Source organism: Enterobacter cloacae complex sp. ECL414, assembly GCF_021869685.1.
GTDB classification, from domain to species: Bacteria; Pseudomonadota; Gammaproteobacteria; order Enterobacterales; family Enterobacteriaceae; genus Enterobacter; species Enterobacter kobei.
The window spans coordinates 2,772,243-2,790,932 of the sequence record NZ_CP091481.1 but is presented as its reverse complement, the minus strand read 5'-3'; the positions used below and the strand labels follow the sequence as shown (position 1 = coordinate 2,790,932).

The following is an 18,690-nucleotide window of genomic DNA, read 5'->3' as shown; positions in this document are numbered from 1 at the left end:
GGATGCTGACTACACTTCTTTCCATTCTGACCAACCGCATTCTGTGGAGCTTCCTGGGCGTAACCGCGCTTGCGGCGGTGATCTGGATGATTGGTCCGCTGTTGTCCATTGTGGATACCCGGCCCCTGGAATCTGAACAGAACCGCATTATCAGTATTGCTGTGGTCTATCTGCTCTGGGCGCAGGGACACATTCTGCCGCGTCTCTATAACGCCTGGCTGAACCGCAAGCTGATGGATAAGCTCAACGAGAACACCACCAGCCCGGAAGTGGCGGATCCGCAGAAACGCCTGAACAGCGAGGAGCAAATCCTTGCCAGCCGTTTCGATGAAGCTGCGCAGATGCTCAAAAAAGCGCACTTCAGCAAAGCAGGACAGGGCGCCCAGTGGACGCAACGCTTCAGCACGCAATACCTGTATCAACTGCCGTGGTACGTCATTATTGGCGCACCGGGCTCCGGTAAAACCACGGCGCTGGTTAACTCCGGACTGCAATTCCCGCTGGCTGACCGTTTCGGTAAGACCGCGCTGCGCGGTATCGGCGGTACGCGCAACTGCGACTGGTGGTTCACCAACGAGGCTGTGCTGCTCGACACGGCGGGCCGCTATACCACACAAGAAAGCGAGCAGGTGCAGGACGCCGGTGAATGGCTGCAGTTCATGGGGTTACTGCGTAAGTACCGTCGTCGTCAGCCGATCAACGGCGTCATTGTCACCATCAGCATCTCTGATCTGCTCACCCAGTCTGCGGAGGCGTCACGCCAGCAGGCGGTGAATCTGCGCCAGCGTCTTTCTGAGCTGCACGAGCAGCTGGGTATCCGCTTCCCGGTTTACGTGATGGTCACCAAAGCTGACCTGCTCAAAGGTTTCCGTGCGTGGTTTGCCGACTACGACAAAGCGCAGCGGGACCAGATTTGGGGCTTTACGCTGCCGTGGGAGCAGACTAAACACGCCGATTACGACCTGATGGGCAACTTCCAGCAAGAGTTCTCGCTCTTGCAGCAGCGCCTCGATGCCGGGCTGCCGGAAACCATGCTGAAAGAGCATGACGCGAAAACCCGTGCCGAAGCGTATCTCTTCCCGCAGGAGTTCGCCGCATTGCGTCCCCTGCTGGCGGATTACCTGAGCACGGTCTTCGCCCGCTCCAACTTTGAAACCGAGTTCTCTCCGCGTGGGATCTACTTTGCCAGCGGCACCCAGGAAGGGATGCCGTTTGACCGCGTCATGGGCGAACTGAACCGTGCGCTCTCTCTGCCGGAAGGGGGAGAGAGTGATAACTGGGATTCGGTAAGTAAAGACGCGCCGATCCCTGGGGCGAAAGGCCAAAGCTTCTTTATTAAAAACCTGCTGCAAAACGTCATTTTCCAGGAAGCCGGCATTGCCGGAGAAAACCGCTGGTGGGAACTGCGTAACCGGGCGGTGATCTGGTCCGGCTATGCGGCGCTGCTGGCCCTGCTGGTGATACTCGGCGGACTGTGGCTGACCAGCTATGCCAAAAATAAGGCCTATCTGGAAGAGGTGGATGCGAAGGTGCCGCTGCTGGATCAGCAGAGCAAAGCCTTGCAGAACCAGCCGCAGCGCGATCTGTTCGATCTGCTGCCGCTGATGAATGGTCTGGTTGATCTGCCAAAAAGCGATGCGTTTGATGTAAACGATCCGCCGGTTTCGCGTCGCATGGGGCTCTACCGCGGAGATGACGTCAGCGATGCCTCTCAGTCTCTGTACCAGAAAGCGCTGGATCAGCTGCTGTTGCCAGCGGTCGCCATGCACATCACCACCTGGCTTCGCAACGATAATGGCAGCGACGTGGAGTACAGCTATGAAGCGCTGAAAGCCTATCAGATGCTTTACCAGCCGAAGCACTACGACGGCAAATTCCTGCATTCATGGGTGATGCTCAATCTGCAGCGCAACCTGCCGCAGAACGTGACGAAAGCGCAGCTGCAGCAGCTTGAATGGCACCTGACGCAGCTGCTGGAGCCGAAAATTCAGGCTTCGCCGTACGCGCAGGACGCGTCCCTGGTGGCGCGTGAACGCGCGCTGATCAATCAGCAGCCGTTATCCACTCGCGTGTATGGTCGTCTTAAGCGTCTGCTGGAGCATGATGAAAACCTTAAGCCGGTCTCCCTTTCCGACCTGGGCGGACCGCAGAGCGAGCTGGTGTTTTCACGCAAAAGCGGCAAGTCGGTAAGCGACGGCGTGCCGGGTCTTTATACGCCAGACGGTTACTGGAAAAGCTTTAACAGCCAGATCGACAGCGTGACCACCGCACTGCATGAAGACGACGCCTGGGTGTTGGGCGCCGCGACGGCGCAGGAGGATAAACAGCAGATCGACAACGCCGTGCGTCAGCTCTACATGCGCGACTTTATCGCTACCTGGGATCGCTTTCTCGCCGACATTCAGCTTAACAACAGCGCCGATCTTTCCCAGCGCATCAACACAGCGCGTCTGCTCTCAGGCGCAAACTCACCCCTGCGCCGTCTGGTGCAGAACCTGAGCCAGGTGCTGACGCTGTCGCGCGATACGCCAGCCCCGGAAAACGCCGGTAAAGCGCAGGCGCAGAGCAACCGTGCCACCCGCACGCTGGAAGCGCTGTTCAGCAATAATGACACTGCCCCGACGCAGGCCGCAGCCGTTACCCAGGCCCCGGAACAGCTGGTGACGGACCACTACGCCCCGATGATTGAGCTGGCCCAGCCGCTGGAGAAGGGGGGCAAGACCATCGTCTTTGATGATTTTCTTAAGCAGGTGGATGAGCTTTATCGTTACCTGACCGCCGTACAGGATGCCGCCAACAGCGGCATGCCAGCGCCGGGCGGCGAGGCGATCAGCCGTCTGCAGGCCAGCGCCGGTCGTCTGCCGGGTGGGCTGCAGACCATGTTCAGCAATATGGCGGTAGGTGCCAGCAGCGATACCCAGCGCCGCGATCTGGAGAACGTACGTAAGCGGATTAACGTCGAAGTGGGCGGGTTCTGCCGCCAGGCCATTGCCGGGCGTTATCCGCTGGTGCGTAGCGCCAGCACGGAAGTTACCCCAGACGACCTCGCCCGCATGTTTGCGCCAGGTACCGGGCTGATGGACACCTTCTTTCGCGACAACCTGACCAATAAAGTCGATACCACCCAGCCAAACTGGCGCTTTATGCCGGGCATCGACGGTAAAACGCTGCCGGGAAGTGAAGGGCTGCTGAGGCCGTTCCAGCAGGCCCAGTCGATTCGCGACGCTTTTTTTGCGAATGGTGCCACCACGCCGTCTTTCAAGGTCACGGTACGCACCGTGCGAATGGATAACACCATCCTGAACCTGACGCTGGACGTTGACGGCCAGCTGCTGCGCTACAGCCACGGTCCGCAAGCCGTTCAAATCATGAACTGGCCGGGGCCGGGCGGCACCAACCAGGTCCGCATGCAGTTGGGGCTAGCTAACGGCAGCACGGCGACGCTGGTGACCAACGGTGCCTGGGCACTCAACCGCTTTTTCGACAAAGCGAGCACCAGCCCGGGCGCCGGTAGCCTGAGCCGTCAGGCCACCTTCAACGTCGACGGACATCAGGTCACGCTGGAGTTTGCGCCAAACAGCATTCGCAATCCGTTCCAGCTACCCCGTTTCTCATGCCCATAACCGCAAGGACAGCCGTATGACGAATACCCCTGCGATGAACCGTTACAGCTGGTATGGCAAATTACCCAGCGCCGGAGATTTCCTGCAGCGCCGCTTTCCTGACACCTTACAGCGCCAGTGGTCGCACTGGTTCCAGGTTGGCCTGCTTGCCTGGCAGCAGGAAGAGCAGCGTAGCGGAGAACGCCCGTTCACCAAAGCGCCGGTGTGGAATTTTGTTGTCCCCCCAATGCTGGGCAGCCAGATGATCCAGATGGGCTGCCTGCTGCCCGGTCGGGACAGCGTTGGCCGACAATACCCGGTGTGCATCCAGCTGAGCTTCGCCCCGTCAGAGTGGTCGACCAGCCTGCTCAGCCAGGCGGAAAGCTGGTATCAGCAGATAGGTCGTCTGGGACTGCACGCGGTGCGCAACAGTTTTTCCGCCTCGCAGCTGGATGAGATGCTGATGTCCATTCCGGCTCCGCAGCCCGTCGAGCCGCAAAAGCGTTCCGACATCCTTGACGTGATTGGCTATGACGAGGACGGTCAGAGCACGCTGGGCTGGCCGCAGGCGGCAGAGTGTTTTGACCCGCTGCGTCAGACCAGCTACTGGTGGACCAACCGCTGCGACGGTTACCCGCTGTACACCCATGTCCACAGCGGCAACTTTACCGGGCAGCTTTTCACCCTGCTGTTCGACCCGGCAGGGGGCGCCCGCCCGGGACGTCACGGTCTTTATCCGCCCATGTTTGAATAAGCAGGGATCTCATGAATATCGAAGAATTTCTCGCGCCCATAAGCCCGGATAAACCCTGTGGCGACAATCTGGAATACGACGCTGACTTCCAGGTGATGAACCAGGCAAGCCAGGGGAAAGCGGAACAGCAGTTTGGCGACACCATTATCCCGGCAGAGCCTGCTGACTGGAACACGGTAGAAAAATACGCCACCAGCCTGCTGGCGCGCACGAAAGATTTGCGCGTGATGCTGGCGCTAACCCATGCGTGGACACGCCGCCGCGGGCTGGCAGGCTACGCAGACGGGCTGCTGCTGGTGCAGGAGGCGCTCGCGCGCTACTGGGAGCCGCTCTATCCGCTTCTGGAGGAGTATGGCGAAACCGACCCGTTCTATCGGATTAATGCCCTGGCGGGGCTGAGCGATAAATCTGAACTCACCATTGCGGTACGCAACGCCTCGCTGCTGCGTTCAAACGGCGATGAAATTTCGCTGCGGGACGCCCAGGCACTGCTGGACGGCAGTAAAACTGAATGCCCGGACTATCCGGGGGGCCGTCCAAGATTGATTGACGAACTGGCCCGCGGTGACCAGCCAGGGACTGCCGCGGTAATCGTGATTAACGAGCGGTTGCTGGCCATCCGCGCGCTGCTCACCGGGTATCTCGGTGAAAGCGGTGTACCCGAGATGGAGCAACTGCTGAAGACCACAGGACTGGTCGCCAGTGCCTGTCAGGTGACCGACATCAGCAAGCTGTTGCCGGGCCGTGAGGCGCAGGCTGAACCGCAAGCCGATCATCAACCTGCGGCAACGCAACCCGCTCAGCCGGTTACCGACTGGCGCAGCGTGCAGGTCACCAGCCGTGCCGATGCGCAGCTGATGCTGGAAAAAGCAAAACAGTATTTTGCGCAGTACGAACCGAGCCACCCCGCACCGCTGATGATTGAACGGGTGCAGCGGCTGTCAGAACTTAACTTTATGGACATTATTCGCGACCTGGCGCCAGACGGCGTTAACCAACTGGAAAATATCTTTGGACGCCGCGAATAACGCGTCCAGGCATTATGACGACAGGCATGGAGCCTGCCGTTTCACCTTCACCGCGCATCTTTGATGGAGAACATCATGGCAATGAGTAACAGTGGGCAGAAATTCATCGCACGTAACCGTGCCCCCCGCGTGCAGATCGAGTACGACGTAGAGATCTACGGTGCAGAACGTAAGATTCAGCTGCCGTTTGTGATGGGCGTCATGGCCGATCTGGTCGGTAAACCGGTGGAAAACCTGCCGGCGGTCGACGATCGCAAATTCCTTGAAATCGACATCGACAACTTTGACGAACGCATGAAGGCGCTGAAGCCGCGCGTGGCGTTCCAGGTAGATAATACCCTTACCGGCGAAGGTAAGCTCAACGTCGATCTGACCTTCGACAGCATGGACGACTTCCTGCCGGACGCGGTGGCCCGCAAGGTGGAGCCGCTGAACAAGCTGCTGGAAGCACGTACTCAGCTCTCCAACCTGCTGACCTACATGGACGGCAAAAACGGCGCGGAAGAGCTGATCGCAAAAATTCTGCAGGATCCGACGCTGCTCAAATCTCTGAGCCAGTTGCCGAAAAATGACGACAGTGCGAAAGGTAGCGAGGAATAATCGATGAGCAACCAGACTCAACAACATGAGCAGCAGGCGGGTCAGGCCTTCAGCCAGGATGAATTCAGCGCGCTGCTGAACAAAGAGTTCCGCCCGAAAACCGATCAGGCGCGTTCTGCCGTGGAAAGCGCGGTCAAGACCCTGGCACAGCAGGCGCTGGAGAATACCGTTACCTTCTCTAACGATACCTATCGCACCATTCAGAACCTGATTGCCGGTATCGACGAACAGCTCTCTCAGCAGGTGAACCAGATCATTCACCACGAAGAGTTTCAGAAGCTGGAGAGCGCCTGGCGCGGTCTGAGCTACCTGGTGAACAACACCGAAACTGACGAGATGCTGAAGATCCGCTTTATGAGCATCTCCAAGCAGGAGCTGGGCCGTACCCTGAAGCGCTTCAAGGGCGTGGGCTGGGACCAGAGCCCGATCTTCAAGAAAATCTACGAGCAGGAGTATGGTCAGTTTGGCGGCGAGCCGTTTGGCTGCATCGTGGGCGACTACTACTTCGACCACAGCCCGCAGGACGTTGAGCTGCTGGGCGAAATGGCGCGCATCGGCTCTGCGGCACACTGTCCGTTCATCACCGGTACTGCACCGGGCGTGATGCAGATGGAGTCCTGGCAGGAGCTGGCTAACCCGCGCGACCTGACCAAAATCTTCCAGAATACCGAATACGCGGCCTGGCGTTCACTGCGTGAATCTGAAGATGCCCGCTACCTGGGGCTGGTGATGCCGCGCTTCCTGTCGCGCCTGCCGTATGGCATCCGCACTAACCCGGTCGACAGCTTTGATTTTGAAGAGCAGACCGACGGCGCAAACCACAACAGCTATTCGTGGGCGAACGCCGCCTATGCGATGGCGGCCAACATCAACCGCTCCTTCAAAGAGTACGGCTGGTGCACCTCGATTCGCGGCGTGGAGTCCGGTGGTGCAGTCGAAAACCTGCCGTGCCACACTTTCCCAAGCGATGACGGCGGCGTGGACATGAAATGCCCGACCGAGATCGCCATCAGCGACCGCCGCGAAGCCGAGCTGGCGAAAAACGGCTTCATGCCGCTGGTTCACCGGAAAAACTCCGACTTTGCCGCCTTCATTGGCGCGCAATCTCTGCAAAAACCGGCCGAGTACCACGATCCGGATGCCACCGCGAATGCGCGTCTGGCCTCTCGTCTGCCGTACCTGTTCGCCTGCTGCCGCTTTGCCCACTATCTGAAGTGCATCGTGCGCGACAAAATCGGCTCCTTCCGCGAGCGCGAAGAGATGGAACGCTGGCTGAACGACTGGGTAATGAACTACGTGGACGGTGACCCGGCGAACTCCTCTCAGGAAACCAAGTCCCGTAAACCGCTGGCGGCTGCAGAAGTGCAGGTGCAGGAGATTGAAGACAACCCGGGTTACTACGCCGCGAAGTTCTTCCTGCGTCCACACTACCAGCTGGAAGGGCTGACCGTTTCCCTGCGTCTGGTTTCTAAACTGCCGTCGCTGAAGACGAAAGACGCGTAAGTGAATTTCACCCGGCGGCGCTACGCTTGCACGGGCCTACCATAAAACGTGCAATCTAGAGATGTCGTTGCCCGATGTAGGCCGGGTAAGCGCAGCGCCACCCGGCAAGAAAGACTTCACATTCATTCCGTTATTTCGGGGGAATGTAAGACTGTCAAATGACACGGGTCATTTGATATGAGGCAGAGGTAAAATATGGACGGTTTTATTCAGCCCCATGCTTTCCTGTTTGCCATATAAGTGCTTTTTCAAAAGCAATATTGTTCATCCACGAAGAGTAGATATTATGGCTATTGATATGTTTCTGAAGGTCGAGGGTGTTACGGGCGAATCTAAAGATTCTAACCACACCGGCTGGACTGATATTACCTCCTTCTCCTGGGGCGCTTCCCAGCCGGGTAATATGAGCGTTGGCGGTGGCGGCGGTGCCGGTAAAGTAAACTTTAACGATCTGCACGTTAATGCTCTGATCGACAAATCCACCACTGCAATCCTGAAACACTGCGCCAGCGGTAAACACCTGACCAAAGTTGAACTGTCCGTCTGTAAAGCCGGTGGTCAGCAGGTGGAATATACCCGCATCACGCTGGAAGATGTGCTGGTGACTTCTGTTCAGTACACCGGTGCAGACAACGGCGATACCGTTGGTGTGACCTACGCGTTCCAGGCTGCGAAAGTGAAACAGCAGTACTGGGAGCAGACCACTGCCGGTGGTAAAGGTGCTGAAAGCAGCGCTGGCTGGAACATCAAAGAGAACAAAGAAGCGTAATAATAGTGGGCCCGAAAGGGCTCACTTAAGACTGATGATAACGTGCATTTTGTTCGTGCCGCCCGGCGGCGCTTCGCTTGCACGGGCCTACAATGGATTGTGCAATGTATTGATATCGTTGTGGAATGGTTCATTTTATCCTGAGCGTTTTATCAAGGAGAAACAACATGTCTCATATGCGTCCTGCTTTCGGTGCCGCCTGGAACCGATTCAGAGAAGTGAACGTAAACGTAGAACAGGTTGGTAAGTTATTAGGTGGAAAGGTTCAGCATAATATTGACGCCGGAATTTTTAAAAACGCCTGCCCGATTCGTATGAGCTACGTTTTAAATTATTGCGGCATTCCGATTCCATCTAATAGCAAATATGCAACAGTGACCGGAAATGACAAAAAGCGCTATATGTTTCGGGTAAAAGACATGATTGCATTTTTACCTACAGTACTGGGCAATGCAGATATGTCAGTATCATCCCCAACGCCTGCCCAATTTGCAGGAAAGCAAGGCATTATCATCTTTACCGGACACGGCTGGAGTGACGCCACCGGGCATGTAACCCTCTGGAATGGAAATATTTGCTCTGATGATTGCCATTTCCTTGGCTCTCCTGGTAATGGTTCGTTTATCCCTACCAATGCAACATTCTGGAGCCTGAAATGAAACGTTTATTGCTGCTTATATTGGCTTTAAATGCCTCCGTTGTATATGCCCAAAAACTGCCTGATGTCAGTGCTTTTTCTCAGCAACAAATCTTTGAAAACTGGGTGCAAAATCGTTGCATCAGTAAGATTGCGGACAGCAAAAGCCTGAAAGATGATGCTGAAGCCAGTGCCGCCGCATGGCTTGAAGCAAGCGATCTTGCTGCTGAAAATTTTGAAAAAGCTGACAAGGTGATTGATACCCTACTGAAAGAGAAAGTAGGTGGTACTGAGCAGGGTCATTATCAGGTATTGAAGTGCAGCTTAATCGCCAATAGCGACGCAATTCGTTCGCTCAAAAGCCAAAAATAGTGTTTCCCCATTCAATTATGCGTTCTAGATAAGATACAGGGAGTTTTTCATGGCAAACCAATCAAACATTGCTCCAGGTTACTGTGTGGTGCAGCAACCTGGTACTCTGGATTTCCAGGCCAGACAACTGTTTGGTAGTACAAGAAATGAAAAATCCGAGTATTTTATGCAATTGAATAAAGATACAGCTTGGGTTAAACCTGGCCAGATATTAATTGTGGCGGATCCGAATAATCATAACCAATCGCAACAGGTTAATGGGTTAACTATCGCCAAAAAGAAAGTTAATAATGCGCTTGCTACTATTGATGGTTCCGCTGCAGAGTTTTTGAAAAATAACTTTGATAATATTGCTGCCATAACTGCCTGGGGCGATACATTAATAGGGAATCTAAGTGGTGCGGGAGAGTCTTATTTTAAACAAATTGAAAACATTTTGATTAAGATTGAAAAGACATACCAAAATCAGTATCGAACACAAGGCGCTCTTATTGGACAGCAGTTTTATTCGGAACGTAATGCTCTTCTTGCGCAACTTAAACCACTGTTAAATAAAATAACGAAAAATCAGCTTAAATTTAGAGATTATGCGGATCTGAAAAGAGCATTAGGGTTATCCACAAAATCAATTGTTCATGAATGGAGTACCGTTGGCATTGGAGCGATTCCCGGCTACTCAACATATATCGACAGGGCGTCGAGAATCACGTCTTACATGAAAGCGGGTGGATGGGTTGCGCTAGGCTTTTCTTTTGCGAATACCTCTAACGAAGTTTACCATGCTTGCACTGTTGGAAGAGAACATGAATGTGGCAAGGTTGCAGTGAGTGAATATAGCAAATTTGGAGGCGGTGTCGCTGGCGCTGCGTTAGGCTCCTCCCTTGCGGCACCCATTTGTATTGCATTAGGTGTACCAACTGCGGGCACAGGAACTCTTGTTTGTGGTTTAATCGTTGGTGCCGCTGGGGCAGCAGGTGGAACTAAAGTAGGTGGGTTTGTGGGAGAACAAGTGAATAATCTAATATTTAGCGGAGAGTAATGTGGTTACCAATAATATTTACCCTGCTTTTATTATCTGTATTTTTGTTGTTTTTCTTATCATTGTGGTAACTTTCTATATTGACTATCGAAAACATTCCGACCAGGTTGAACAAATATATAATCTGTTAATTAAGAGTAAATTGCTTAAGATCGAGGATTATCAGGCCTGGCAAAATCTTGGGTTTTGGGGATTTGGTTTTCGTGCCATGATTTTATCAAAGCTTTTGCGGGGTAAACGTATAAAAATTACAGGGTCGCGCTGGCTTGAACCACAATCATGCAAAGATATTCTGTCAAAGTTCGACGTGTCATGGATTAATGCATATAACAGAAAGGTTAAAATTGCCACGATTTTGTTTTTACTGCTTTTAATTCTTGCAAGTGTTAAAGATATTTAATTCTATTCTGAAAATTCAAATGATAATTTTGACTTACCCCCAAACGCCGCCGTTCTCACCCCCGAGAGCGGCAGCGTTTGAGCGCTAATCATACCAGCAGGAATACGCCATGCGATTCACGATTATTTCTACGAAACCCGGTCATCAGCCGCCGCAGAGCAGCTGTGATTTTTATGCCCCGGGCGGCACCATTGGGCGCGGTACGGATAACAATCTGGTGTTGCCGGACAATGACCGCACCATCTCGCGCCTGCAGGCCATTGTTCACGTTGACGCCAATGGTGAATGTCGCGTCACTAACCGTGGCAGCGTCACCCGCGTGGTATTAAATGATATTCCGCTGGAGCGGGGGCGTCAGGTTGAACTGCAGGATGGCGACATTCTCGGTATTGATGACTACCGTATCGAAGTGGCCGAACTTATCCACGACACGCAGCCGGTGAGCCGCATGGCCGCCAGCATGCAGCAGCAGGCGCATCCGACAGCCGCGCCAGCGCCAGCATCGCAACCGAAGCCTGCTAACCCTGCGCCACGCGGTAAAGCGGAACCAACTGCCGTGCCGTCGGAAATCTGGGATAGCCTGATGCAGGAGTTTTCCATCTCCGACAGCATCTCCAGCAACCGTGCAAAACCGCAGTCAGCGGCTTCGCAGGATCCGTTCTCTCAGCCTGCGGCGCCGGAGCGTAATGCTGAAGATCCGCTGGCGATGTTCAACGACAGCGATCCCACGCTTGAGCGTAAGAATGTCGACCCGGACACGCTATTCGGCGAAGAAACGCTGTTCAAAAAAGAGAGCATTTTCGACGACGTGACGCCTTCCACGCTGGTGCCACCTGTTGAGACTCAACCCGCCCCTAAAGAAGAGGCGGTAGATGAACTCGATCCGCTGGCGCTATTTGGTGGCAAGGCCAGCGCGCCGGCTGCACGCAATGATGACCCGCTCGGGCTGATGGGCGGGGCGCCGTTAACCCATCCGGATGACATCACTGACGAAAAGCCAGCGCCTGAGCCTGAGCATGAGGAAGACGTCCTTGCCGGTTCCCCGCTTTTTGCCCCTGAGCCGCAGGAAACGCCGCGTGCAGAAGAGGAGCCGGTGAGACCAGATTACGCAGGTTTCACGATGCCTACGCCGCAGGCCGTTGCGCGCAGCAGCGCTCAGACCCCTAAGGGCCGACTGCGTATCGATCCGGTAAATAACGCTGCCTCCCCATCTGCTACCGCGAACACTGGAGAGAAGGGCGATGTGTTGCAGGGGGAACTGCTGCAGGCACTGCTGGAAGGGATGGGGCTGAGCGAAATGCAGCCTGTCCCGCAGTTTGATCGGGAAAATATGCGTCAGCTGGGGCAGATCCTTGGCATGTTCTCTCAGGGCACCGTGGCGCTGCTCTCCTCACGCTCTATTCTTAAACGCGGCGTAAAAGCCGATATGACCATGGTGCTGGACGATGCCAACAACCCGTTCAAGCTGTTGCCGACCGGGAAAACGGTTCTGATCCAGATGTTTGGCACCCCGATGCCGGGCTTTATGCCGCCAACGAAATCCGTGCGCGATGCGCTGATCGATCTGCAGGCGCACCAGCTGGGCATGATCTCCGGCATCCGCGCCATTATTGCTGCGATGCTGCAATCCTTTAATCCGGAACAGCTGGAAGAGCAGGCGAAGCAAAACGGCATGACCTCGCGTCTGGCGCTGCCGGGCAGCCGTAAAGCCGCCCTGTGGGACTATTTTGTTCGCAGCTATGGCGAGACGGCGGGCGAGATTGAGGATGACTTCCACACCCTGTTCGGCGAAGCCTTCCTTCATGCGTATGACATGGAGGTGAATCAGTACAAAGACTCACAGAGCGGATCGGAAGACAAATGAATATCGCAACGGCTTCTCTCTCCCGCCAGGGGACGCGCGCCAGCAACCAGGATCAGACGGGAGAAACCATAGGGGAACGTTCAGCCTGCTTTGTCGTCTGTGACGGCATCGCTGGCCTGCCGGGCGGTGAGGTGGCCGCTGAACTGGCCCGCAACAGTATTATTTCCCGCTTCGATGGCGACAAACACCTTAACGCGCAGCATATCCGTGATTATGTGCAGACCGCGAATCGCACCATTCTCAGCGAACAGCAGGCCGTTCAGGATTATCGCCGGATGGGCACGACGCTGGTCAGCCTGTTTATTGACCGTGATTATGGCCTGGCCTACTGGGCGCATGCCGGAGACAGCCGTCTGTATCTGTTTCGCCGGGGATGGCTGTGGCATGTCACCACCGACCACAGCCTGGTGCAGCAGATGAAAGATGCCGGGCACCAGACCGACAACCTGAACAGTAATCTGCTCTATCTGGCGCTGGGGATTGAAAACGGTGGGCCGGAAGCGAGCTACAGCGATGTCGTGCAGGTCGAAGACGGCGATGCATTCCTGCTCTGCACCGACGGGTTCTGGCACGGCGTCAGCGAAGAGCAAATGAAGCAATCGCTGCATATGGTCAATACGCCTCAGGAATGGCTGACCTTAATGAACCAAATCATTCAAAAGAATGGCGAGCAGGAGGGGAATGCGCAGGATAACTACACCGCCCTGGCGGTATGGATGGGCAACCCTCAGGACACCACTTTGCTGCATACCCTCTCTGATGCAGCACAATTTCTTCCCTGCGGAACTGATTAGACACACAAGGAACGATATGAAACTTTGGCTATCGGGTTTGGCACTTCTGGCGGTGACCTCCACCGCGCAGGCTGAGAATTTCCGCATCGTGCAGTCTCCTGCGCAGAAGCTGGATATCTGGATCGACAACATCAAAGACAACACCCCGCAAAGCTGGTGTAAGCCGGAGGTGGCACTGCGCATCGTGGCGAACGGCAAGAAGGATGTCTCTGTGCTGGAAAACTTCGTGCCACGTCTTGGGTCACTGCTGGAACACCAGTGCAGCAAAGTGAACACGCTCAGCTGGACGCTCAACGATCCGGCGGGAACGACGCTGGCGCAAGGAACCGCCGCCAAAGCGCAGGAGTGGGCGCTGGTGGTGAAACAGCAGCAGGCGACGCCAGCCGTGACGACGACCACTGCCAGCGGGGCGTTAATGCCGCCGGATCAAAACGTTGCAACCCATACGGTTGCTGCTGACCGCACGCCGTGGCAGGAATTTACCCTCCAGGACGGCTGTCACCTGCGCACCTTCTGGGAAGGCGGCGCGTCCGCACCGGCGCTCTTTATTCCGGATTCTGATACCACCCGCTGCGGCAATGGCAGCTGGCTCAGCGGTCACACCGTGATCTCCCAGTCCCGCAACGGCGGGCAAAAAGAGATGGCTGTGACGTACATTCATGGCTTCCCGGTCATGGGGCTGAATCAAAACGCTGACCCGGAAAACGCGCTGATCACCTCCGTCAACAAAGAGCGCATGGTGTTCAGCACCCCAAACAGCGACCAGAGCTGGATGATCCTGCCTTACGATAACGCGCTCAACGGCTGGAAAAGTAACGGCACGGTGGCAGTAGAGATTTCCCGTGAAACCGCCAGCGATGATGCAAAGCTGCAGGCGCGTATTGCGGCGGTGAAGAAAACCTGGAGCGCCTGGGTCGCACCCGGCACCTCACTGAATATCGTTCTGATTGACACCCTGCGCCCTCAGCTGCGCGATCCGGCCGTGGGCGCATGGCGCGCGGCGAATTAAGGAATGGTTATGAATACGCTCTATCAACAGCTGGCGGGTGAAACGCTCAATGACGCGCTGGCGCGTCTGGAAGCCGGGATCAAAGCCCGTCCGGCAGATGCCGACCTTCGCGCCGCGTTCGTGCAGTTTTTAACCCTCAGCGGCAACTGGACCCGGGCGCTGACCCAGCTGAAAAGCTGGCTGGCGCTGAAGCCTCATGCGAAGCCGACCGTCACACTGCTGGAGCAGGCCATTCAGGGTGAGCTGCAGCGTGCGCAGGTGATGGCGGGCCAGGCCCGTCCGGCCATGCCTGAAACTCAGTGGCCGTGGCTGACCACGCTTGCCGCCGCGCTTAACGAAGAGGGCGAGCGCGCCCAGGCGTTGCGTCTGGAAGCCCTTGAACAGGCGCAGGCAACGGCGGGACACATCATCCTTGAAAACGAGGAGACGCAGGCGTTTGACTGGCTGATGGACGGTGATGCCCGTCTTGGTCCGGTGTGCGAAACCCTTGTTAACGGACGCTATTTCTGGCTGCCGTTTAACGCTATTGCGGAGATCCGTTTCCAGGCGCCCGCCAGCGTGACCGATCTGGTCTGGCGTCATGCGCTGGTCCGTCTTACCGACGGTACCGAGCAGGTGTGCCAGATCCCGGCGCGCTATCCTTTTGCGGCTGATGCCCCGGATGCGGTCAAACTGGGGCGCACTACGGAGTGGCATCCGCTTGATGAGAGCGGCACGCTGTATGAAGGGCTGGGTCAAAAAGCCTGGCTGAGCGAGCAAAGCGAAAGCCCGCTGCTGTCGTTAAGCCTCGTGACGTTTGCGACGGACGGAGCCGATGAGTAATCCCGCTGGCGAAGGCGATCTGCTGCGCAGCGGCTGGCAGGCCCGCAGCAAGCAGGATAAGGTGGGGGCGCGCGACAAAATGCAGCCCTCGCTGCTGGATCGCCTTACGGATAACGACCCGGAAAAAAAGCGTGAGCCAGCCAACAGTAATCTGATCACCCACGCTGCGCTGCGTCGCAATGTCCTGCGGGATTTGCAGTGGCTGTTTAATACCATCAACCATGATGCCTCCGGCGATCTGAGCGCCTTGCCGCAGGTGAGCCGCTCGGTGATCAACTTCGGCGTCGCGCCGCTCGCAGGTAAGCGAATGTCAGATATCGAATGGCACGATATTCAGCGCAAGCTCACCGAGGCCATCATCAATTTTGAACCGCGCATTTTGCCGCAGGGATTGCAGGTGCGCTGCGTGTCGGATACCTCCTCGCTGGATCTGCACAACGTGCTCTCGATTGAGATAAAAGGGCGTTTATGGTGTGTGCCGTACCCGCTGGAGTTTCTGTTTCGCACCGATGTCGATCTGGAAAACGGCCATTTTGAACTGAAAGATGCGGGGTAATCATGGAAAGTAAACTGCTCGAATACTACAACCGTGAGCTGGCCTACCTGCGTGAAATGGGGGCCGAGTTTGCCGAACGCTACCCAAAGGTCGCCGGACGACTGGGCATGCGCGGCATCGAAGTGGCGGACCCGTACACGGAACGCCTGATGGAAGGTTTCGCTTTTCTGACCTCCCGCGTGCAGATGAAAATGGATGCCGAGTTTCCGCGTTTCTCCCAGCGTCTGCTGGAGATGATCGCGCCGAATTACCTCGCGCCAACCCCATCAATGGCGATTGCGCAAATCGAGCCCGACAGCAGCCGGGGCGACCTGAGCAATGGCTTTATTGTGCCGCGCGGCACCATGATGGACAGCCTGGCGCTGAAAAAGACCGGCGTAACCTGCAGCTATACTACGGCGCACGAGGTTAATCTGCTGCCGCTGAAAATTGACAACGTGGAGCTGGGCGGCGTGCCTGCTGACCTGCCGCTGGCACAGCTGGGGTTAAGCCAGCGGGGGATCAACAGCGCGTTGCGGATCCGCATTGCCTGCGACGGCCCGCAAAACCTCGGCCATCTGAATTTCGACCAGCTGACGTTTTTCCTCAGCGGCCCGGACATTGAAGCGCTGAAGCTGCTGGAGCTGGTGATGGAACATCACGCCGGGATCGTCTGCCAGACGGTCAGCCCGCAACCTCAGCGACAGCTGCTGGCGTCGGATGCCCTGTGTCAGGAGGGCTTTGCCGCGGATCAGGCACTGCTCCCGGACGATCTGCGCAACTTTGACGGTTATCGTCTGCTGCAGGAGTATTTCGCGTTTCCAGCCCGTTTCCGCTTTATCAGCCTGAGCGGCCTGAGCACGCTGATCCAGCGCTGTGAAGGCGAAAAAGCCTTCGATATCTTCATCCTGCTGGATAAATCTGATGAACAGCTGGAGCGCGTGGTGGATGCCAGCCATCTGGCGCTGCACTGCACGCCGGTCATCAACCTGTTCCCGAAGGTGGCGGCACGTCAAAAGCTGAATGAAGGCCAGCACGAATACCATCTGGTGGTCGATAACATCCGTCCGCTGGATTATGAAATTTACGCGGTGAATAAAATCTTCGGCAGCGCGGACGGCCAGCGTGACGACCAGACGTTTCGTCCTTTCTGGAGCACCTGGAGCGGGGACGCGGGCAACTACGGGGCCTATTTTTCCCTGCGCCGGGAACAGCGCGTGCTCTCTGAGCATGCCCAGCGCTACGGCACCCGTACCGGCTATATCGGTTCAGAGGTGTTTGTTTCGCTGGTGGATGAACAGCACGCCCCGTGGCAGGAAAACCTGCGCTACATCTCTGCCGAGGTGCTCTGCACCAGCCGCGACCTGCCGCTGATGCTACAGCAGGAGCTTGGGCAGTTCATCATGGCCGACTCCATGCCGGTGAAATCGTTGACCCTGCGTAAAGGCCCGACGCCACCGCGTCCGGCGCTGGCAGAAGGGTTCAGCACCTGGCGGCTCATCAGCCAGTTGCAGATGAACTACCTCAGCCTGATGGACAGCGAGAATGAAGAGGGGGCTGCCGCGCTTCGTCAGCTGTTAGGGCTGTATGCCAACCTGGCCGAAACGGCCGTGGCGCGTCAGGTGGAGGGGGTTCGCCACTGCGTGCTGGAGCCGGTTCACCGCCGCGTGCCTGAACCCGGTCCGGTCGTTTTCGCCCGCGGAATCGGCATTACCCTGACCGTAGACGAGCGGGCGTTTTCCGGTGCCAGCCCGTGGCTTTTCGGCAGCGTGCTGGAACGCCTGTTTGCCCGACTGGTATCCATCAACAGTTTTACTGAGTTCACCCTGAAGAGTCAGCAGCGCGGCGAGATCGGCTACTGGGCACCGAGAATGGGTAAAAGGGCGCTGGTATGAGTGACGCTGCCACTGCACCGCTGCGCGTGCATCGCCTGACGAAGCTGCCGGAGACGTTCTGGCACGGGGTCCGTCAAACGCCCTGGCGCTACGATCTGTTTCAGCTGTTAAGGCGTATTGATGCCCAGGGCGGCGAGCGCTACCCGCTGGGACGCGCGCCGCTGCCGAAATTTGAGCCGCTGCGCATCGGCCAGCAGCCGTCGATGAGCTTTGCGCCGTCGACGCTGGCCGAGGTTAGCCTGCGGGAAGAGAGCGGGCTACATGAGGTGTCTATCCTCAGCTTCGGGCTGTTTGGTCCGAACGGCCCGCTGCCGGTTCACATGACCGAATATGCCCGCGAGCGTATTCATCATCATCAGGACACCAGCCTGAGCGCGTTTGTCGATCTGTTTCATCATCGTCTGACGCTGCTGTTTTACCGCGCCTGGGCGGATGCGCAGCCTGCCGTCTCCCTTGATCGCGCTGACAACAAACGCTTTGAGGGCTACCTGGCCTCGCTGATTGGCATGGGACAGCCGGGCCAGATGAATAAAGGCAGCCTGAGCGCCCATGCCCGCTTTACCCACGCCGGGCATCTGACCCGCCACAGTCGGGATCCGGAGGGGCTGGAGAAGATCCTGCGCAACTATTTTAACGCCCCGGTCAGGCTGGTAAGCAACGTGCCGCAGTGGATGCCGCTCTCCACGCGTGAGCAGGCACAGCTGGGGGAAGGTCGCCGTATGCCGCGCATGGGGGAATCCGCCTTTCTTGGCGTCGCTGTCCGCGACGTACAGCATAAGTTTCGTATTGAAATCGGCCCGCTGAGCGCTGAAGAGTACAACCGGTTTTTACCTGGCGAAGCGTGGGTCACCGAACTGCGCGACTGGGTGCGCCAGTACATTGGGGTGGAGTTTGAATGGGAAACGCGGGTGATCCTGCATGAAGACGCGGTGCAGGGTACCTCCCTCGGCAGCAATGGGCAATTAGGCTACAACACCTGGCTGGGCCTTCAGCCGCAGCCTGTCCCGCGTGGCGATCTGGTCTATCGCGCAGAGCGGTAATCCTTCCGTATACCGAATCATTGTTAA

17 protein-coding genes are annotated in these 18,690 nt (G+C 56.7%); all 17 read left to right on the top strand.

The window, feature by feature from the left end; genetic code table 11:
- Window positions 1-2 precede the first annotated feature (2 nt).
- The 17 genes from tssM (at window position 3) to tssG (ending at window position 18,663) form a co-directional block, all read left to right on the top strand.
- Complete coding sequence (gene tssM / locus L3068_RS13470) at window positions 3-3,623, top strand: type VI secretion system membrane subunit TssM (RefSeq protein WP_047344661.1); 3,621 nt, start codon at window positions 3-5, stop codon at window positions 3,621-3,623.
- A gap of 16 nt (window positions 3,624-3,639) precedes the next feature.
- Entirely contained in the window at window positions 3,640-4,356 is a 717-nt protein-coding gene (tagF, locus tag L3068_RS13465) for a type VI secretion system-associated protein TagF (protein WP_014884235.1), read from the top strand.
- 11 nt (window positions 4,357-4,367) lie between these two features.
- Window positions 4,368-5,384: a type VI secretion system protein TssA gene (gene tssA, locus L3068_RS13460; protein WP_014884234.1), complete on the top strand. Its 1,017-nt coding sequence runs from the start codon at window positions 4,368-4,370 to the stop codon at window positions 5,382-5,384.
- A gap of 75 nt (window positions 5,385-5,459) precedes the next feature.
- Window positions 5,460-5,984: a type VI secretion system contractile sheath small subunit gene (tssB, locus tag L3068_RS13455; protein WP_014884233.1), complete on the top strand. Its 525-nt coding sequence runs from the start codon at window positions 5,460-5,462 to the stop codon at window positions 5,982-5,984.
- Between the two features lie 3 nt (window positions 5,985-5,987).
- On the top strand, window positions 5,988-7,487 hold the full coding sequence (gene tssC / locus L3068_RS13450; protein WP_014884232.1) for a type VI secretion system contractile sheath large subunit: 1,500 nt from the start codon (window positions 5,988-5,990) through the stop codon (window positions 7,485-7,487).
- Window positions 7,488-7,773: 286 nt separating this feature from the next.
- A complete protein-coding gene (locus L3068_RS13445; RefSeq protein ID WP_014884229.1) occupies window positions 7,774-8,256 on the top strand; it encodes an Hcp family type VI secretion system effector in 483 nt (160 codons plus the stop codon).
- Between the two features lie 167 nt (window positions 8,257-8,423).
- Window positions 8,424-8,915: a type VI secretion system amidase effector protein Tae4 gene (locus L3068_RS13440; protein WP_023330611.1), complete on the top strand. Its 492-nt coding sequence runs from the start codon at window positions 8,424-8,426 to the stop codon at window positions 8,913-8,915.
- Window positions 8,912-9,265, top strand: coding sequence for a T6SS amidase immunity protein Tai4 family protein (locus tag L3068_RS13435; RefSeq protein WP_023330610.1), 354 nt, complete (start codon window positions 8,912-8,914; stop codon window positions 9,263-9,265). The genes L3068_RS13440 and L3068_RS13435 overlap by 4 nt, the downstream gene beginning before the upstream one ends.
- 49 nt (window positions 9,266-9,314) lie before the next feature.
- Window positions 9,315-10,304 (top strand): hypothetical protein, encoded by a 990-nt coding sequence (locus tag L3068_RS13430; protein WP_023330609.1) that lies wholly within the window; start codon window positions 9,315-9,317, stop codon window positions 10,302-10,304.
- 1 nt (window position 10,305) lies between these two features.
- On the top strand, window positions 10,306-10,704 hold the full coding sequence (locus L3068_RS13425; protein ID WP_023330608.1) for a hypothetical protein: 399 nt from the start codon (window positions 10,306-10,308) through the stop codon (window positions 10,702-10,704).
- Between the two features lie 109 nt (window positions 10,705-10,813).
- A complete protein-coding gene (tagH, locus tag L3068_RS13420; protein ID WP_057057963.1) occupies window positions 10,814-12,568 on the top strand; it encodes a type VI secretion system-associated FHA domain protein TagH in 1,755 nt (584 codons plus the stop codon).
- Window positions 12,565-13,362, top strand: coding sequence for a PP2C family protein-serine/threonine phosphatase (locus tag L3068_RS13415; protein ID WP_014884226.1), 798 nt, complete (start codon window positions 12,565-12,567; stop codon window positions 13,360-13,362). The genes tagH and L3068_RS13415 overlap by 4 nt, the downstream gene beginning before the upstream one ends.
- 16 nt (window positions 13,363-13,378) lie before the next feature.
- On the top strand, window positions 13,379-14,371 hold the full coding sequence (locus L3068_RS13410; protein ID WP_014884225.1) for a hypothetical protein: 993 nt from the start codon (window positions 13,379-13,381) through the stop codon (window positions 14,369-14,371).
- A gap of 9 nt (window positions 14,372-14,380) precedes the next feature.
- Complete coding sequence (locus tag L3068_RS13405; RefSeq protein WP_236904721.1) at window positions 14,381-15,193, top strand: type VI secretion system accessory protein TagJ; 813 nt, start codon at window positions 14,381-14,383, stop codon at window positions 15,191-15,193.
- Complete coding sequence (gene tssE, locus L3068_RS13400) at window positions 15,186-15,749, top strand: type VI secretion system baseplate subunit TssE (RefSeq protein ID WP_014884223.1); 564 nt, start codon at window positions 15,186-15,188, stop codon at window positions 15,747-15,749. Before L3068_RS13405 ends, tssE begins: the two co-directional genes overlap by 8 nt.
- A gap of 2 nt (window positions 15,750-15,751) precedes the next feature.
- Window positions 15,752-17,623 carry a type VI secretion system baseplate subunit TssF gene (tssF, locus tag L3068_RS13395; protein WP_032636246.1) on the top strand — a complete coding sequence of 624 codons (1,872 nt, stop codon included), beginning with the start codon at window positions 15,752-15,754 and terminating at the stop codon, window positions 17,621-17,623.
- A complete protein-coding gene (tssG, locus tag L3068_RS13390; RefSeq protein WP_023330605.1) occupies window positions 17,620-18,663 on the top strand; it encodes a type VI secretion system baseplate subunit TssG in 1,044 nt (347 codons plus the stop codon). The genes tssF and tssG overlap by 4 nt, the downstream gene beginning before the upstream one ends.
- The last annotated feature ends 27 nt before the right edge of the window (window positions 18,664-18,690 follow it).

Bases quoted from the DNA above. Each gene is read 5' to 3' on its own strand.
- L3068_RS13435 (WP_023330610.1), top strand. From the start codon at position 8,912: ATGAAACGTTTATTGCTGCTTATATTGGCTTTAAATGCCTCCGTTGTA.
- L3068_RS13410 (WP_014884225.1), top strand. From the start codon at position 13,379: ATGAAACTTTGGCTATCGGGTTTGGCACTTCTGGCGGTGACCTCCACC.
- tssE (WP_014884223.1), top strand. From the start codon at position 15,186: ATGAGTAATCCCGCTGGCGAAGGCGATCTGCTGCGCAGCGGCTGGCAG.
- tagH (WP_057057963.1), top strand. From the start codon at position 10,814: ATGCGATTCACGATTATTTCTACGAAACCCGGTCATCAGCCGCCGCAG.
- tssF (WP_032636246.1), top strand. From the start codon at position 15,752: ATGGAAAGTAAACTGCTCGAATACTACAACCGTGAGCTGGCCTACCTG.
- tssG (WP_023330605.1), top strand. From the start codon at position 17,620: ATGAGTGACGCTGCCACTGCACCGCTGCGCGTGCATCGCCTGACGAAG.
- L3068_RS13405 (WP_236904721.1), top strand. From the start codon at position 14,381: ATGAATACGCTCTATCAACAGCTGGCGGGTGAAACGCTCAATGACGCG.
- tagF (WP_014884235.1), top strand. From the start codon at position 3,640: ATGACGAATACCCCTGCGATGAACCGTTACAGCTGGTATGGCAAATTA.
- tssA (WP_014884234.1), top strand. From the start codon at position 4,368: ATGAATATCGAAGAATTTCTCGCGCCCATAAGCCCGGATAAACCCTGT.
- L3068_RS13445 (WP_014884229.1), top strand. From the start codon at position 7,774: ATGGCTATTGATATGTTTCTGAAGGTCGAGGGTGTTACGGGCGAATCT.
- tssB (WP_014884233.1), top strand. From the start codon at position 5,460: ATGGCAATGAGTAACAGTGGGCAGAAATTCATCGCACGTAACCGTGCC.
- L3068_RS13415 (WP_014884226.1), top strand. From the start codon at position 12,565: ATGAATATCGCAACGGCTTCTCTCTCCCGCCAGGGGACGCGCGCCAGC.
- L3068_RS13440 (WP_023330611.1), top strand. From the start codon at position 8,424: ATGTCTCATATGCGTCCTGCTTTCGGTGCCGCCTGGAACCGATTCAGA.
- tssC (WP_014884232.1), top strand. From the start codon at position 5,988: ATGAGCAACCAGACTCAACAACATGAGCAGCAGGCGGGTCAGGCCTTC.
- tssM (WP_047344661.1), top strand. From the start codon at position 3: ATGCTGACTACACTTCTTTCCATTCTGACCAACCGCATTCTGTGGAGC.
- L3068_RS13430 (WP_023330609.1), top strand. From the start codon at position 9,315: ATGGCAAACCAATCAAACATTGCTCCAGGTTACTGTGTGGTGCAGCAA.